This window comes from Ilumatobacter sp. (genome assembly GCF_039969435.1).
GTDB lineage: Bacteria > Actinomycetota > Acidimicrobiia > Acidimicrobiales > Ilumatobacteraceae > Ilumatobacter_A.
Genome location: NZ_JBDVNU010000025.1, coordinates 31,483 through 48,159, shown reverse-complemented (window position 1 = coordinate 48,159; position 16,677 = coordinate 31,483). Strand labels below are relative to the sequence as shown.

Sequence of the window (16,677 nt, the reverse complement as noted above, 5' to 3'; positions counted from 1 at the left end):
GGCTCGGGCGACGGGGCTGTACGCTGCGTCGCCACATAGGAACACCAAGCAAGACAACACGGGGCTGACTGGATTCGACGTCAGTAACGCTGTTCGAGTTTGCGACCCGAGTTTCTCAGACTCGTTAAACGGGGAAACCACAGAATTGCCGATGAGCAGTTCGCTCTCGCCGCCTGATCCCTGATCAGATGAGTGAAGAGTCATCGTGAGCAGAAATGTCGCACGGGGCCACTCCACCACAGCCCGGCAACAGAAGTGGGGGATGACGATGGGAAAGACCATTGCCAGCGGGAAAGACTGCTGACTTTCAGGAAAGACTGAGCGTGGCCGGACTCGATCCGGCAGCCGACCCGTCGGTGTCTCAGCGTCAGAGGCGATGTCGGGAATGGTCGTAGCAAGTTCGGATACCGGCTGATGGACGGGGGTTCGATTCCCCCCAGCTCCACAAGTGGGTTCGCCCAAGTACGTCAGGATCCGCCATCGTGCGGATCCTGACTTGTTTACCAGGGCTTTTGTTCGCCAACGTACGTGGACGTGCGTCGTCGTTTCTGGAGCGTTGCGCCCCCGGTAACTCCCCCTGAGGTACTGTTACTCCCCCGGTTACTCCCCCACATTCCTATCCGGAGTTCCGACGAACGAAGGAGTTCGGCATGCCAAAGCAACCGCGAGGCAAGCGGATCGAGTCCGCAGATGGCACCTTCGAGGTCGCCTCGAAGAACGGCAACGGCGACGGCTCGGTCTACTTCGAGCCACCGTCCACCGAGAAGAGCGGGCGCGTGCGCAACGGCCGATGGCGCGCCACGTACCGGGACGAGAACGGCAAGGTTCAGCGAGCGAACGGGAGGACCCGAGCCGCCGCCGAAGGCAATCGAGCCGAGAAGCTCGCATCGATCGAAAAATTGCCGCGTGCCGGCAGCCGATTTTCGCCGGAGACGACCGTCGCCGAACTCACCGACTGGTGGCTCGAATCCGTGGCCAGGCATCAGGTGAAAACCTCGACGCTCGACAGCTACCGCAAGTTCGCCGGCTACCTGGCAAACGACATCGGCACACACGCCGTCGTCGATGTCGGAGCTGAGACACTCACCGCTTGGCAATCGAAGCTCCTCGACAAGTACGCGCCGTACACCGTCCTCAACTGCAGGAAGGTGTGCCGGCAAGCGTTCACCGAGGCCGTGAAATTTGGCCTCATCCCGGCCAACCCTTTTGACCTCGTGAAGGCACCACGAGCGAAACGGGTGAAAGCCGGCCGGGCCCTCTCCCCCGACGAGGCAAAGTCCCTGATTCTCGCAGCGCAGGAGATCCGGCTCGGCGCAGTCATTACGTTGCTCTTCTGCCAAGGCTGGCGCGTCAGCGAAGTGCTCGGGCTCGCTTGGGAGGATCTCGACCTCGACGAAGGGACGGCGCAGATCCAACGCGGCGCCGCCTACACACCGTCGGTCGGCACCGTGCTCGGGTCCACGAAGACTTCGGGCGCCGAGGGAGTCCACTACCTCGCCCCGGTGTCGGTCGCTCACCTCCGTCGGCGTCGTGAAGCGCAGGAGGCCGAACGAGAGCGACTCGGCTCAGAATGGCCGACGCACTCGTTCGAAGGTCGTCCGCTGTCCATGGTGTTCACAACGCTCGACGGGCGTTTGGTCAACCGACAGACCATCACGAAGGGGATCACTCGCGCTGCGGCCATCGCCGGTCTCGATCCCGAAGGACTCGCCTCTCACGCCGGACGGCGAACCGTCGTCACTGCCCTCTACGCAGACGGCGGGCTCGACCTCGCCGACGTCGCCCGCCACGTCGGCCACTCCGATCCCTCGACGACAGCCGAATACGTCCGCAGCCTCGGCCGCCGACCGAGCGATACGGCAAAGCGCGCAGCGCAGTTGCTTGACCCGACGCTGTAGGCCGACAGCCCGGTCGGCAATCAGGAAGGTGTAGGCCCTCGGTTTGGCGTCGATATGGTGCGGTTTTCGTCCGGATATTCAGGTTCTGTACCTGCCACACGCCGACATCCGACGTCACCCGTCGCGGCTACATCCAGATCGCACGTCTGTACTTGCTCACCCACGTCGGCAACATCGGTCGAAGACCTCGCGCCAGCCCACGTGCGTCGAATGATGTCGACGCTCCAGCGAAAAGGCCGGTCTGCGAACACCATCCGCCAGGCGCGAGCCGTTCTTCGGCGCGGGCTACGCGTTGCGGAACAGGAAGACCATGTGAACCGCAACGCGGCGATGCTCGTCGACGGAATCAAGGTGCCGCGATCCGAGGGCGAGGCGCTCGATCCGGCAGATGCCAGGACGCTGCTCAAAGCAGTCGGCGACTACGAGATCGGCCCGCTCGTCGCCGTTCTTATGCTCACCGGGCTTCGCAAGGGCGAGGCGCTCGGACTCGGCTGGTCGTCGATCGACCTCGATTCGTCGCCGGCCACCCTCACTGTCAGGCGGGCGCTCAAGCGAGGCGATCGCGACACGCTGTACTTGGATGAGCCGAAGACGAGTGGTTCTCGCCGAACCATTCACTTGCCCCCGCTCGCGGTCGGCGTGCTCCGCAAGCATCGAGAAGTCCAGGATGAACGACGCAGAGACTTCGGCTCGGAATGGGGGCTCGGTTGGCCCGGCGATCTCGTGTTCACCTCGACGGTTGGCACTCCTCTCGGTCCGAACCGATGCAACCGGCTAGTGAACGCTATACCCTCGCCGTACTCGACCGAGAACTCACTCCTCACAGAATGAGGCACTCGGCCGCCTCGCTTCTGATCGCTGCTGACGTCCCGCTCAAGACGATTTCCGATTCGCTTGGCCATTCATCGATCCGAGTCACCAGTGACACATACGGTCACCTTTTCTCGCCGGCGAAAGCCGATGCGGCGAACGCGATGCAGCGGCTTCTCGACGATTCCGACGAATGCGAATAGATTCCTCGAGCCGGAATCCACGTTGAGGGCTTGCCGGAAGCTCCCGTGCCGATGCTTCCCGAACGCGAGTGGCGACCGGAAGTAAGCTTTTGTTCGCGATGGCCAAGTTTCTTGACCCGAGTCTCCGTGATCTGGCGGGGGGCGAGTTGCTTGATGCGCTCGCGGAGCAACAGCGATGGGACGTTCTCCAAGCGATGTGGCTGGCGGGCGACGGGACGACCGCTGTCTCAGTTGGCCGTCGGCTCGCGGAGAGCAATGATCCGCAGGTCGTCGATTTGGTCGCTGGGTCAATCGTTGAATCCGTCTTCGCACAACCTGAAGCAGGGGAGATCGTGCAGATGTTGGACGCGTCGGTCTGCACCGCGGGCATGGCGGAACGGATCTTCGACGTCACACCTGACGAGGAGCTACGGACGGCTGTTCCGATCACGCTGTGGCTTCTTCGGCAGCCGGGTGACTCCATCGACGCGCACGCCATCGAGTTGGTCGGTGACGTCGAGTCCTCGCGAGAACTCCGCGAAGCCGCCGCCGCCCGCTGTTGTCAGAGCCCCGCTCTTCGAACGCAGGGGCTAGCAGCGCTCAGCGCCTTCGATCGCACGGATCCAACTCGTTGGGTCGAGACCGTTGACTTGATCATTCGGGTGGTCGGAACGGCGCGTGTTGCCGGTCTCGCAGACCTGCGTCGGACCCTGGTTGACGAGTACGTGGCCTACCACTCCATCGGTGAGCCAGCTGGTTTCGTGGCGCTCGTGCTGGGAGTGCCGCAGGTGGTTCTCAACGCGATTTCTACGGTGAATGACTTGCCCTCCGAGCCGACGGCGGGAGCAAGCCAACTGCTCGTGCGGGCGGCCGTCCTGAGCGACGACCCGGACTTTCGGGTTGAGGTGGCCTTGTCGACGGCGACCAGGCACCCCCCGTTCTGGGTCGCGCATCATGCCGCAATCGTTGCACCGTGGGGACCGATCGAATGGAGTACGTTTTTCGCTTCGGTGCCGACTCGCGTCGAGACGGGCTCGAACATCTTGTTTGATCAGCTCATTCAGCTTTGCCCTGACGATTTCATCGATTCTGTCGTCGCCGTCAACGCAGCAGTGCATTTGGATCTTAAGGCGGGTAGCGGTTCTGCCGTCGAGTCGGCTGGGGCCAAGCTGTCGCGTCGCATCGACGCAGAATCGGCCGATGAGCTGGCGCGCCTCGCATGGCCGCTCCCGGAAGACGACCGCTGGCCGGCCTTCCGCACGCTCGTCCGGCGAGCCATGCCAGACGATGCTGTACGAGCGACTCTGCTTGGTTTGTTGATGGACGTAGGGGTCGTTAGCCCGGCTGCTGCACAAGAGTTGGTCGCCGCCGGCTACCGTCTCCAAGCCCTCGACATGATCGGCAATTTCGATCTGGGCGTCGATTTCGTGTCGACCGTCGTTTCGGCGGTCCCGGCAGCAGCGGCAGAGTTCGGCGCCCCACTTGCAACTGCGAACCGCATCGTGTTGATGCGTGGGCTTGCACCGACCTCGCCAGACCACGCGTTCGCCCACGTGGCCAAGGCGTGGGATGAGATGGCCGAGAACGAGCGAGATGTAGTGCTTGAGCTCCTTGAGCGTTACGGGACGGAGCAGCAGTCGTCATTGCTTGACCTGATCGTCGCCGACACGAGCGGTTCGAACCGAACTCGACGTGCTCACGCCGGGCTGCGCTGGGCGGCGCTGGTCGCCGAGGGGACTGCCTTCCCGGCGGGCATCTCGTCACTGCTCCAAACCAGCAGTCCTGATCTGGCGCGAACTGCTGCCACCATCGCAACGCAAGTTCGACCGAGTGACCATGAGACCCTTGTCGCCCTGCGCGATCGGTGGGCAACCGCCGATCCTGGCGACCCAGTTCGCGCAGAGTTCAGGTCCGCTCTCGACGCTGTTGACAGCTCCCTCGCAGCAAATCTTGCTGTGCTGGAACGTAGCCCGCTTCTTCAAGACGGGCCGGAGTTGATCCGTGCGCTCGGCGTCACCGCAGGCCCCGACGGATTCATCCAACTGACCGCTCTCGTCGGACCCGACGCACGAAACGACAACATCGAGTTGCGGCGAGCTGCTGCCGCTGCATTGCAGGAGTTTTTCACGGCTCACCCTCAGGAAGCGACCACTGGCATGGTCGAGGCGCTCGGACGGATGGCGAGACCTGATGGTGGTGACCTTGATGCTGTCGCGCGCAAGTACCTCTCTGTTGCGTTCCGCAGTGCATCACTCGGCGATGACGCAGCGCTCGCAATGCTCGATCCATACATCGGTGATCAACACACGATGGGTGACTACATGGGCGCCGAGAAGCCGGCAGCCGTAGCGGCCCTGAACGGGATCGCCTCCCGGCGCTCTCAGGGCGCGGCCGGGTACTCCGGGCTGGTACAACAGCTCGACGTAGTTGTCGAGCAGATCGCGCGCGCCGGGTACCTCGTGATCGGAACGTCCGACAACATGAAGCAACAGATACGTTCAGACCCCGGCAACGCCAGTGGAAAGCTCCCATACGGCCGTGTCATCGATGGACTCAGGCAGACCCTCTCAGTGGCAAACATGGAAGTTCTGCACGATCTCCGATCCGCAAAGACCGAGGCACACGGAGCGGACGAGCTCACAGAGCACGACATGAGCCGAGCCGAAGACGCCTTTGGAGAATCCGTGTCGTTGCTCTACACCGCCATCGACGATGCGTGGACGGGGCGCCCGGGTCTGAAGGTTGTCGATGACCCGACTAGCGCCTGAGGGTGAAGTTCTAATTAGCCGTCAAAGATCGCGTGACGTCGCAACTGCACGTACCGCACTCCCTACGTGTTCCATCTGGTCGCGTTCGAACGAGTCAGTTCCGTCTCGATTTTGTACATCGCCGGATTGAAGATCCAACCCTCGACCTCTTAAAGCCACAGGTCGTACACCAACACGCTCGTGCGTGAACGCGAACGCGATCTATGCGAATCGCAGGTGGGCATCGGTTCTACTCGAACTCCGCGGCCCTGGCTCCGAGGTTGGACGCGTTCTCGCTGACTACTCGCTGGGCAGCGTCGTCGTATCCGTCCGAGCTTTCGGCTCGCAGCTCAAGCGAGAGTGTCACGTTCTCGCCGAGTCGGGCTGCGACGTGCTCAAGGATGTCCGCCAGTTCGGCGGCACCGCGCAGACGGTCGAGGTCAAACAGAGCATAGAACGAATTCACCGACGGCCCGGAGGGTTCAGCGCCCGCCGCACCAGACCCGCTCGCGCTGTCACCAGCGCCCTCATCTGCCGATGAACCATCAGACGAATCGCCGTCATCGTCCGTGGTCTCGGCCTTGGGAGCTGGAACGTGGCCTGGGTGAATGAGCCAGCCACCGGGGGCGGGCACCACCATCTGGTTGGTTGTGATGCCGACCCAGGTCTCGCCGTCGTGAGCTTCCGCATAGGCGAACGTCTCTTGCTGCCAGTTCATGTTGCTCGTGCCGTCGCTGACGGCTCCGTTCAACACGTCGACCGAGGTGAGTCTGGGCAGGTGCGGGAACCGCGCGTACTTCGTCCAGAGGTCTCGCAGCGCGATGTCGTGCCGCTCGCTCCACAACTCGTAGCGATCGACATCCATCTTCACTCGGACCCCGCCGTACGACTGGATGAGCTTTTCCTCCGTCGCCAGCTTCTTCGCGACGCGATCGGCAAGGTCACCGCTCGCCGATGCCTTCGTCGTCTGCCACACAATTTCGGAGGTACCGGGGGCCTGGTGTGGTGTGAGCACCAGTGTGAACGCTTCACCGGTCAAGCTGTCGACTGATTTCGAGGTCTCAGCGATCCTCTCCGCAGCTTGCTTCTCCTGGTGCCGGTTCAGGTTCAGGAGGTCGTGGTCCTCGGCGATCGACTTCCAGGCCAAGTGAAGACGAGCAGCCGTTCGAAGCTCCGCCAAACGGTTCGCCGCACCGGCGACGAAGACGAGCATGTTGCGATTGTGGCGCGGGCCGCCATCGTGTTGGGCGAGGATCTTGCTGGCGAGATCGATCGCTGTCGAAGTGGTGTCGTTTGCCTGATGCGTGACGTTCGGCGAGAGGACGACGAGGCGTACACCGTCATCGTCGTCCGGAACGTCGCCCGGACCTTCGGCGAAAATCTGCATGGCCTCGAACACGCCACGGGACTGGCCCCGCAGGCGTCGAGCAACCTCGTCGTCGGCGTCGCGGTCGGTGTAGTTCGAGCCGGCGCGGTCGGCGGCGAGTCGGGTCGAGTTCGGCTGTAACGAGTACCAGTACTGAGAGCCCTCGACGTAGAGGTGCGTGGCTGCGCCAGCGAGGCGCTTCAGTGCATCGGCGAACTGAGCCGGCGACTCCCCTGGCTGGACGCACCCGAGCACAACGGACTTGATGTCGACACCGCGAGAGCCGTCAGGCCGGGCTGCTGATCCCATGTAGACCGTGCGCGCAGCGCGCCGAGTGGCTGAGATCCGACCGAAGTGCTTGTTCTCCTTGTCGATGGCCAGCGGCAGGGCGTTCTCACCATCGACATCAGACTTGATCACCGGGTCCCACCCGTCCTCGAGATACTTGCGCATCTCAGCCACGAGCGGACCGGAATCCATGGGCAGTGTGCCCGGCATGATCAGCAGCGACGAGTCGCCCCGCTGCCACAGCTCCGACACCGCTTCGGCCATCAATCGCAGCACACCTCGGGTGCGCTGAAACTTGTCGAGGGACGACCACTCGCCGAACAGCCGGTCGAACAGCTCCGGATGGATCGGATACGACAGCTCCATCCGCCGTCGGTATTCATCCTCAGCCGCCATCGAAGGGAAGTCGGCTCGCTGATTTCGGTACATCTCACAGAAGGCTCGAATCACGCCGTCACGCACTCGAGCCTTGTCAGGAGTGATCGGATCAAAGAGGCGACGACGAACGATCTCGAACGACTCGTCCGGCGAGGCCGGCTGCCATTGCTTTGCATTGCGGGTCACCACGTGCTTCAGCCGCTCAAGCGCCTGCTTGCCACGCGTCCCGCCGACCTCGATGTCCGAAGCTGGGATCGACACGAGTACTACGACGTTCTTCACGGCGGCAGCTGCCTCGGTGAGCGTCTGAGCGAACGTGAACTGCGTGTCGAAGTCACCGCCGACGAGCCGCTCACCGTCACCTCCGTCGCGCAACTGACGGGCGTATGCGACCCATTCGTCGATCATCACGACGGCCGGACCGAACTGCTCGAACAACCTCTTCAGCGCAGACGCGGGATTCGTTGAGTTCTCGTCGTCAGTACGAACGATCTCGTAGCCCTCTCGGCCGCCAAGTTGATAGGCGAGGTGGCCCCACAATGTGTGGAGCACCACTCCTTCTTCGGGAGAGGACGGTGCGGACACCGACACCATCTGGCCGACCAGAGCAGCGCGGCGAATCTCACCTGGCAGTGTCACGTTGGCTTCGGAGAGGGCTTCACCCAGACCGACGAGCTTCGACGGCGACACGCCTGATGCGAGGTGGTAGAGCGCAATCATCGAGTGGGTCTTGCCGCCACCGAAGTTGGTCTGCAGCTCGATCACCGGGTCGCCACCCTGACCGGCGAGTCGGCGGCCGGCACCGATGAGCAGATCGGTGAGGCCCGCTGTCATGTAGGTCCGGGCGAAGAACGCTGCGGGGTCCTGATACTCGTGGTCGGCGGTGCCTGACGCCACCTCGAAGAGGTCGGCGGCGAACTCGGCCTGCTCGAACGTCCCAGCCGCAACATCGGAGTGCGGGCTGATGATGTCTCGCCACGGTGTCAAGCCAGCAGTCGGCTGACCTTCGGTCGGCTTGGCCGCCGTCTTGCGACGTTCGGAGCGGGCCTCTTCGTCGAACATCTGTCGTAGCAGGTCGCGACGAAGGTCCTTGAGCACTTTGCGTTCGTCGACATTGCCCAGCGCTTCGAGAACTCGCTCCATCGAATCGAGCACTCGCGTCGTGTCGTCCGACGACATCGACGCCTGATGCGCCCACTTGTTGCGAGAGTCCGCGACCTCGAAGACGAGCGACCGAATGGTCGGCGAGAAGTTGTGTCCCCAGACGTCGTTCCAGGTGATCTTCATCGAGCGGAGTAGGAACGACACGTCCGTCGGCGACGCGTTCGGGTCCGGCGAGTGCGACTTCGAGTTGATCTGGGCCACCCAGTCCTTTCCGTAGAAGCCGGAGAAGGTCGCCTCGCACGCCGGGACGAGCCCGTCCCTGAAGACATCGAGCGCCTTCTGTAGACGCTCTGAGTTCGGCATCACCATGTCAGTTCTCTCCTCGTGCTTCGAAGTCCAGCTCTGGGCTCTCAGTCATTTCATCCCCACGTGAACCTCCGGCAGCCCTGAGAGCTGGCATGGCAGCGATCAACGAGTTGTACGCCGCGGCCTCAACCACCCACCCGCGGTCGGACGAAACCTTGAACAGCAGGTAAGCGAGTTGGCGAGCTCGTTCGCCATAGCCCCCCAGCGTGTGTAGAAGCGATGCCGCTTCGGACTCCGAGCGTTCCAGTGCTGCGATGAGATACTGCGTTGTCTCCCACACCGTTGGGCGCTTATCTCCCAAGAACGTCCAATCCGGAGCGAGCTGGTCTCTCTGGTAGAGGGAGAACTGGCCTTGTCGTGTCTCACCAATGCCGGCTTCCTCGAGTCCGGTCAAGGAGGTGTCCTTAGCTTGGGCGAGGCTGATGGCATCACCCGAGGCACCGGAGCTGTAACCGTGCTGGCTGTACCAAGAGAGCGCGAAACGACTGTCCTTGTCCATCTCCGATTCCTCGCCATCAAGGATTTCACCAAGCTCGTCGTTGATGATCGCAAGAGCTGACCAGACCGGCATTGCGGACCCGTCCGCTTCGACGACACGTGAATAGCGCGAGAACACTCCAATTCCCGGTCCAATCGTCGATTGTGGAAGATCGACTGGCGCAATGCTCCCAGACTGAAGCAATCGAATGGCGGCCGGAAGTTCTGAACGGAGAGCGGCGACAAACTCCGCCCGGGTCGCCATCGGTGCCCCCGCGGCCCGAGGTCGGCAGGCAAGAACGATGGACGAGGCGAGAGCATTTGTGCCTGACGCAACTAGCCGCTTCCCCAGCTCGGTTCGCATTGGCCAAGTCGCCGTCACCTGGATTCCGGCGTCGACTATCGCCTGCAGGAAGGTGGACCAACCGGTCGACCCCTTCACGCCATCACGCGTTTCGGTTGCTTTGTATGCGTAGTAGATCGTGGCAGGAACCCCGTCTGCTTGGGACGCTGCGACCGCCCGCATGAACTCGCCCATGCCCTCTTGGAAGTACTCTTCCGCAGCGCGCAGCGAACCCTGCCGGTGTCGATTGGCAATCAGCTCGCCTGCCTTTGGCGTCGCGAGCGTGGCGCATTCATTGGGCCAGACATCGGAGAGATTGCGTCGCATCCAAGCGAAGAAGAAGTCGGCGATGTCGGCGTAGCTGATGTTTTCGGCGTAGGGCGGATCGGTAGACAACGCAACCGGCGAGTGTTTCAACATGTTCGCGCGCGCATCCACCTGTTCTGCCCTGCCAGGCGCCGAACCGGGTGGAACCAAACAGTCTCGAACCGCCTTGACGACGCCAGAGAGCTGGGATGCCCAACTCGCCATTCGCCCTGAAAATGGGTTGGCCTCGCAGTAGTCCCATGTCATCGGAATTGCTTGACGCCCGAATGCGTTTCGCAACTGCTCGTTTCCGTTGTGCCAGGTGCACATCCACGTCCAGTGCTCGACGCACTTGTCGACCACGAAGGCTAGATACGTGGTCACGGCATCGGCATAAGCCTGGGCACCTTCCCCACCGTCGCTCAATCGCTCGCCGTCATCGGCCAGACCTGCCGCAATCGCGTCCCGGAGCACATCGGCGGAGATCGATTTCAGTTCGTCGGAAAAGGTCGTTCCGGCGAGTAGCTGTCGGGGAGTGAAGAGCTTCCACCATTCGTCGAAGCCGTATGGGGTGACGGTCCCGCCGGTCAACTTCTCCGGGTTCCGGCCCGCTGGTCTCCATTCTGGTGGGTCGACATCGGCTGCCGATACATCCGCCGGCGACGGAGATACGTACACACGCCCTTCCGGGCCATCGGCAACGATTGCGAGGAGATCGCTTCCCATCCGACCAGCCGTCGCTTCATGCTTGATGAACTCGCCGGAGATGGCAGCACCTGTTGCTACACAGGTGCCCACGCCGCCATCCACGGATGGAGCGGCCGGTTCGCCACCATGGCGAACCACATAAGAGATCTCGTGCGAGGCCCGATCAATCACAGGCTCGATCCAGACGACAGGTTTGCCCTTCTTCTTCGAGAGGATCCAAGATCGAACCAGCGGGACGCTCCCCGGCCAGCTCGGATCGGGAGAAGCAACCGTGTGAGCCCAGATCCAGATCAGCGGTTTCGCTTCGGGGTTGTCGGCAGGCCGCGGATAATGGCTTCCGATCCGTTCCTCTGCTCGGCGAGCCAGCGCTGCGCCATACTCGGCGATGTCAGCCGCCAGCCCGGTTGCCCGCCCCCATTGAGCTAGTTCATTCGCGAGATGCGGGTGCACTGGGTTGCGACCAGCGAAGCGATACGGAACGTCAATCATCGCCTTCTGAATGAGCACAGCAACCGGGTTGAGGTCGCCGCTTATCACCTCCAGTCCGAGTCGCTGGGCCTCAATCGGGATGGCTCCGCCCCCACCGAAGGGATCGATTACCGGAGGAGCACCGTCGGGAAAGCACCGCTGAATCTCAGCCTTCGCCGACTCCAGAACAGCGGGGTTCTCCGAGTTTTTCCAGAGAACTAGCTGCTCAAGAATTCCAAACAACCTGTCACGCTCAGCCTGCTGCTCCACGTCTGAAAGCCGATCGTCTCCCGAAGGATCGTCCACTAGAGAAGACCACAGTACGGCTCTGGCAGCGGCGAGCGGCCGGCGAGCCCACCAACGATGGAGGCTCTGCGGGTGGGACGCCGCCCCCATTGTCTTCTGCTTCTTCGATTCGATGTTGATCGCCATCAAGGGCAGCGCCACCTCGATCAGCTTCGGTTTGTACGTCATTGGGGATCTCCGGCTTCTGCAAGAAGGGTGGCGACTTTCAGCGGTACGCCGGTCTGGGCGAAGTTCAGCATCGTGTCTGCGAACGGGTCGACGAGGTAGCGAACCAATGGAGTGCCAGCCGGGTCGTCGGGCACGGATGCGACGGCCAGGCGCCAACAATCCGGATTTGACTTCGACTTCTGAACCTGTGGCGCGCTGACATGAATCTCCTCGGTTCGAGGCAGATGACTCTTCACTTCTATGAAGTAGTGGATGCCGGTCACCGGGTCGACGGAGTCGATGTCGAAGCCGATGTTGTGATGAGGCATCTCGGTCGGCACGCGACCGATCGAACGCTCAGCATCCATCACCGCCGCCACCCCTCGGCGATCTGTCTCGGCCTTGTCGGCCTCGGGCTCGACCGCGGTCGGGGCGTCCGATTGGTGGAGATCGAGGAAGCCTTGCGGGACAACAAGTGCCGCACCGGTGATCGTCGGTGGACTGTTGTGAAGGTTCTCTTCGAGGTCGAGCTCGAGGCGGCGGCGAGCGAGGCGTGCCTCGAGGTCGTCCGCCCGAGCGCGGGCGTTGCCGGAGTTGAGCGGCGGCTTCTTGCCTGCTAGCTCCATTTCCTTGATCTCTTCAGTACGCCGGTCCCAGTAGAGGATCTCGGATTCGAGCCGCTTCCTCACAGCAGCGCGCACCTTCGCGACCCTTGTCTTGGTAATCGTCGTCAGCTCTGCGAAGTGCGGCCCCGCAAGATTCTCGATAGCCCAGTTCCTTGCGTCGTTCTCCGCTGTCCGGTCTGCCCACCCGTCGTCGACGTGGGAATCGATGACAGCCTGTTCTTCCGGCGTCGGCGGTGCGTAGGCGATGTACGGCTCGTCCCCTGGCTGCGTGACGTTGCCGGCGCTGTCGATCTCGACGTACTGGAATCGCCGGGACACGACCTGACGATGTCCATCGCTCCATCGGCCGTCCGAGATGGTGTGGTCGATGTAAACGAGTAGCCGAGGCTCGGTGCGATCGTCATCAGGAGCGACGAGCGTTGCGCCTCGCTGCAACGTGTCGGCGTGGTCGAGCAGCACCTTGTCGACCACGGCTGCGAGCAGCGGGGTGCCCGGAGCGACCAGCTCTGCACGTTGCTCGCCATCTGGCTGGATAGCTCGCTTGTCGAACGTGATTCGGGAGTACCGATCGTGGACGTGGCCGAGACTTCGGTCAGCGTGAGTTCTGATCGCGGCGGGCACCCGGGTGATCTCGAAGCGGTCAGCCTCGCGTTTGGTGATTCGACCTCCGTAGAGCTCGAGTCCAGCTTTGAAGAACGAACCGACGAAACCAGGCTGCAAGCGTCGCGCCTTCGCTCGTTCCATCAGGTCACGGATCTCGTCGGTCGCTGCTTCGACGCCGAGCCCACCAACGAGCGCTCGCTCTCGAAGCACGTCCTCCAGTTGGTTGCCGATGTCGGAGTCGATCACTTCATCCATGAATCTGGTCCGGATCGCTTCGTCGTCCTCGCGAATCGCTTTGATGAGCAACTCTTGAAGCGAAACGTTCAGATGCGGGTCTCCGAGCACGTCGTAGACCTGATCGCCGTAGGTACCCCGCTGCTGCTCGATCTTCTCGAAGAGGCGCTCGAACACCATGCCTTCGCGAGTCTCGTGAGCGACGAGGTTCCACAGGTGACAGGGCAACTTCTGGCCGATCCGATGGATGCGTCCGAAGCGCTGTTCGAGCCGGTTCGGGTTCCACGGCAGGTCGTAGTTGACCATCAGGTTGGCGGTCTGCAGGTTGACGCCCTCGCCGGCCGCGTCGGTTGCGACGAGTACCCGGACGGTCGGGTCGACCCGGAACCGGTCCTGGATTTCACGACGGTCGTGACGCTTGATCCCACCGTGAATAGTGACCACTGCTTCGGGCCGACCCAGTTCGTTGACAACCAGGTTGGCGACGTAGTGCAAGGTGTCCTTGTGCTCAGAGAAGATGATCAACTTCCGAGGAGTCTCACCCTCTCGGAACTCATCTGAACGCAGCAGATCTCGAAGCTGCAACCACTTCGTGTCGACGCCGGAATTGCGCACGTCGTTCGCAATCCGGACCAGTTCGCGAAGCTCGACGAGTTCTGCAGCGAGTTCGTCCGCTGTGGCCGCCGCCGTGCCCGCGTCGATGAACGCGTTCTCGAGGTCTTCGAGTTCAGCGTCGTCGTAGTCGTCATAGTCGAAATCTTCAAGGTCGCCGAGCTTGATGCCCTTCGGAAGATCAGTCACCTTGACCAGCCCGCCACCAGCGGCAAGGCGGCGCAACTCGCGAGACTGCTTGTCCAATCGTTCGGTACGTCGACGGAGCGAGTGGTAGATCGCATCAGGTGAAGACGCAAGACGGCGTTGCAGGCCGGCCAAGGCGAAACCGACGATGAGGCCCCGGCGTTTGTCACCGCCCTCCCGCATCCGGTCTGCCCGGTTCATGCCGGTCTTGACGTATTCCGTCACCTCGTCGTACAGGCGTTGCTCCGGACCCGACAACTTAAATCGAAGCGTCTCGGCGGTGCGTGTCGGGAACAACCGCTTGCCGTCGAAGGTGAGCAAATTCTCCTTGACAAGCCGGCGCATCACGTCAGACACGTCCGGAACCTCATCGCCGCGAAGTTGTCCGGCAAATCGTTCCTCGTCGATGAGTGTCATGAAGGCGAGGAAGTCTTCGTTCTTGCCGTTGTGAGGGGTCGCTGACAGCAGAAGGAAGTGCCGGGTGTGATCACGAAGCACTTCGCCGAGCGCAAACCGCTTCGTCTTGTTCAGCTTGTCCTTGAACCGCTGCGCCGACATCTTGTGTGCCTCGTCCACGATGATGAGGTCCCAGTCGGACTGCTCGACCTTGGCCGTCAGCTCCTCTGACCGCGCCAACTGGTCCACGCGTGCGACAAGCATGTTCTTCTCGAGAAACGGGTTTCCCGTCCGGGACTCCTCGACCGATGCCCTCGACATCAAGTCGAAGTGCAGCCCGAACTTGTCCCACATCTCGTCCTGCCACTGCTCGACCAACGAGCCCGGGGCAACGATGAGGCAACGCGCCACGTCACCACGCAGCATCAGCTCTCTGATGAGCAGCCCTGACATGATCGTCTTGCCAGCGCCGGGGTCGTCAGCGAGCAAGAAACGCAACGGCTTCTGTTCGAGAAACCTGTTGTACACGGCATCGATCTGGTGGGGGTACGGCTCGATGTTCGAGGTATCAACCGCCGCAAACGGGTCTGCCAAGTGCGCGTGCTTCATTCGCCGCGCTTCAGATGCCAAGCGGAACATCGCGCCATCAGCGTCGAACGACCACCGACGCGAGGAGACCTCTGAGATGTTCGCCGCGTCGTCGGCGGTGACAACGCGTTCGTCGAGACGTCCTTCACCATCGCGGTACGTCACCGTCACCGATGATTCGCCGTTGCGCTCAACGACGATGACGGTTACTTCGGCGTCGGCCCGAATTCCTGAGTAGCGCTTGCCGACTTCAATCGCGGCAAGGTCAGTCATTTGTTGCCGTGGACGAACCCAGTCGTCTTGCCGCCCGTCGATCCGTCATCGCATTAGAGAGTACAGAACCGACACCTTCTGGCAATGGTGCGAACACTCTCCGCATCACGATACGTGGCCCGCAACACCGAAGAAGCTCTCGATGACGGAGTCGGACACAGTGGTCCAGAACTCGCGCCTACGCGCTGCACGAGTTCTACCCGTCGATGAGACTCTCGCATCCGACGGAACGATCGAGATGCTCTCGCATCTCAAGATCGCGGAGGGTGGAGGAAGCAACATTCCGCGCGTGTACTTCTACGACGACACAGCGGGAAAGACCGGCAAGGTCCACGTCGGCTTCTTCGGGCCGCACCGCTACATGGAAAACACGAAGAGCTGATCGCTCTGCGACAGCCCGTCGGCAGTCGCGACGGCCCGCCGCCTATTGGATGCAGGTCCCGCCGGCCGAACGGATATCGATCGCCTGAGAGGTACCGGTGTAGCAAAGGAAGTCGGCCTGCTCGGCACCAGCAGTCGACCGGTGTCGCTCCGGTGACCGACCGTCCGTAACTACGAAGCGACCGCACGACGAGCAAATCCAAGCTGATGATGCGGGCTCGGGCTTTGTTGAGTCACTCATTGCACTCCAGTTCTCGGCGACCCCAATGCGCCGCTTCTGGCCACCGTTCGGAGATCGTCGCCGAGCCGACGAAGCAGGCTGCGTTGTTGGAGGAGTTCTTCGAGCGACTCGATGAGTTGTTCACGGTCGACGCCAACCTTCGACTTCGGTGGGGCCATGGCGGCAGACCGGATCAGCGCCGTGAGTTCGTGATCCGGGAGGCTCATCGCTTGACACTCTACGAACATGTGTTCGAACACCGCAACTCGACCGATATCGGTCATCATGATGCGCTTCCCGGCAAGTTGGTCGGGCCCTCGGCTTCGCCGGCTCGCACCGACGATGAGCGACGAGGTCCGGTCGCCTCCCGGACTCTCGCTTGGGTCCAACCGAGGATCTCGGCTGCCTGTGCGACACTCGTCGCTACAGCCAACTTTACCGCCGCCGCCCCTTGCTCGGCCTCGAGCGTCACAACATCGCATCGCAGCGCTTCGATCCGCCGTTCTCGCGTGAAGAAGTCGTTGATCGCTGCAAGCTGAGCGTCGTACCGCTGCTTCACCCGGTCCCGTGCTTCTCGCTCAGCCGGCGTCTCACTTCGTCTCGGCATTCCCGTACTCCTGTTCGTCGAGCCGCAGACTCCGAACGTCGACGGTCACTCAACCCA

The 16,677-nt window shown here is 62.3% G+C and carries 9 protein-coding genes and 1 other RNA gene; 7 read left to right on the top strand and 3 right to left on the bottom strand.

All coding sequences use genetic code 11. The features are described 5' to 3' along the window. Positions 1-60: 60 nt before the first annotated feature. The 5 genes from ssrA (at position 61) to ABJK40_RS13285 (ending at position 5,658) form a co-directional block, all read left to right on the top strand. Positions 61-448, top strand: a transfer-messenger RNA (tmRNA) gene (gene ssrA / locus ABJK40_RS13305). 202 nt (positions 449-650) lie between these two features. Continuing rightward, positions 651-1,898 carry a tyrosine-type recombinase/integrase gene (locus tag ABJK40_RS13300; RefSeq protein ID WP_348478546.1) on the top strand — a complete coding sequence of 416 codons (1,248 nt, stop codon included), beginning with the start codon at positions 651-653 and terminating at the stop codon, positions 1,896-1,898. A gap of 210 nt (positions 1,899-2,108) precedes the next feature. Then, positions 2,109-2,729 carry a hypothetical protein gene (locus tag ABJK40_RS13295; protein ID WP_348510312.1) on the top strand — a complete coding sequence of 207 codons (621 nt, stop codon included), beginning with the start codon at positions 2,109-2,111 and terminating at the stop codon, positions 2,727-2,729. Further along, the gene (locus ABJK40_RS13290; protein WP_348478544.1) at positions 2,663-2,911 is read left to right on the top strand and encodes a tyrosine-type recombinase/integrase; all 249 of its coding nucleotides are present in this window, start codon (positions 2,663-2,665) and stop codon (positions 2,909-2,911) included. Before ABJK40_RS13295 ends, ABJK40_RS13290 begins: the two co-directional genes overlap by 67 nt. A 98-nt stretch (positions 2,912-3,009) precedes the next feature. Beyond that, complete coding sequence (locus ABJK40_RS13285) at positions 3,010-5,658, top strand: hypothetical protein (protein WP_348478542.1); 2,649 nt, start codon at positions 3,010-3,012, stop codon at positions 5,656-5,658. Positions 5,659-5,887: 229 nt separating this feature from the next. Here the strand turns inward: ABJK40_RS13285 and ABJK40_RS13280 are convergent, their stop codons facing one another. After that, entirely contained in the window at positions 5,888-8,434 is a 2,547-nt protein-coding gene (locus tag ABJK40_RS13280; protein WP_348478541.1) for a DUF499 domain-containing protein, read from the bottom strand. A gap of 472 nt (positions 8,435-8,906) precedes the next feature. Between ABJK40_RS13280 and ABJK40_RS13275 the strand changes: the two genes are divergently transcribed. After that, positions 8,907-9,050 (top strand): hypothetical protein, encoded by a 144-nt coding sequence (locus ABJK40_RS13275; protein WP_348510311.1) that lies wholly within the window; start codon positions 8,907-8,909, stop codon positions 9,048-9,050. Between the two features lie 93 nt (positions 9,051-9,143). Here ABJK40_RS13275 and ABJK40_RS13270 read toward each other — a convergent pair whose 3' ends face one another. Together ABJK40_RS13270 and ABJK40_RS13265 are read right to left on the bottom strand one after the other, a co-directional pair. Then, positions 9,144-11,915, bottom strand: coding sequence for a DUF1156 domain-containing protein (locus ABJK40_RS13270; RefSeq protein WP_348478540.1), 2,772 nt, complete (start codon positions 11,913-11,915; stop codon positions 9,144-9,146). Further along, positions 11,912-15,412, bottom strand: coding sequence for a helicase-related protein (locus ABJK40_RS13265; RefSeq protein ID WP_348478539.1), 3,501 nt, complete (start codon positions 15,410-15,412; stop codon positions 11,912-11,914). The genes ABJK40_RS13270 and ABJK40_RS13265 overlap by 4 nt, the downstream gene beginning before the upstream one ends. Positions 15,413-15,650: 238 nt before the next feature. Between ABJK40_RS13265 and ABJK40_RS13260 the strand changes: the two genes are divergently transcribed. Then, the gene (locus tag ABJK40_RS13260) at positions 15,651-15,794 is read left to right on the top strand and encodes a hypothetical protein (protein ID WP_348478538.1); all 144 of its coding nucleotides are present in this window, start codon (positions 15,651-15,653) and stop codon (positions 15,792-15,794) included. Positions 15,795-16,677 lie beyond the last annotated feature (883 nt).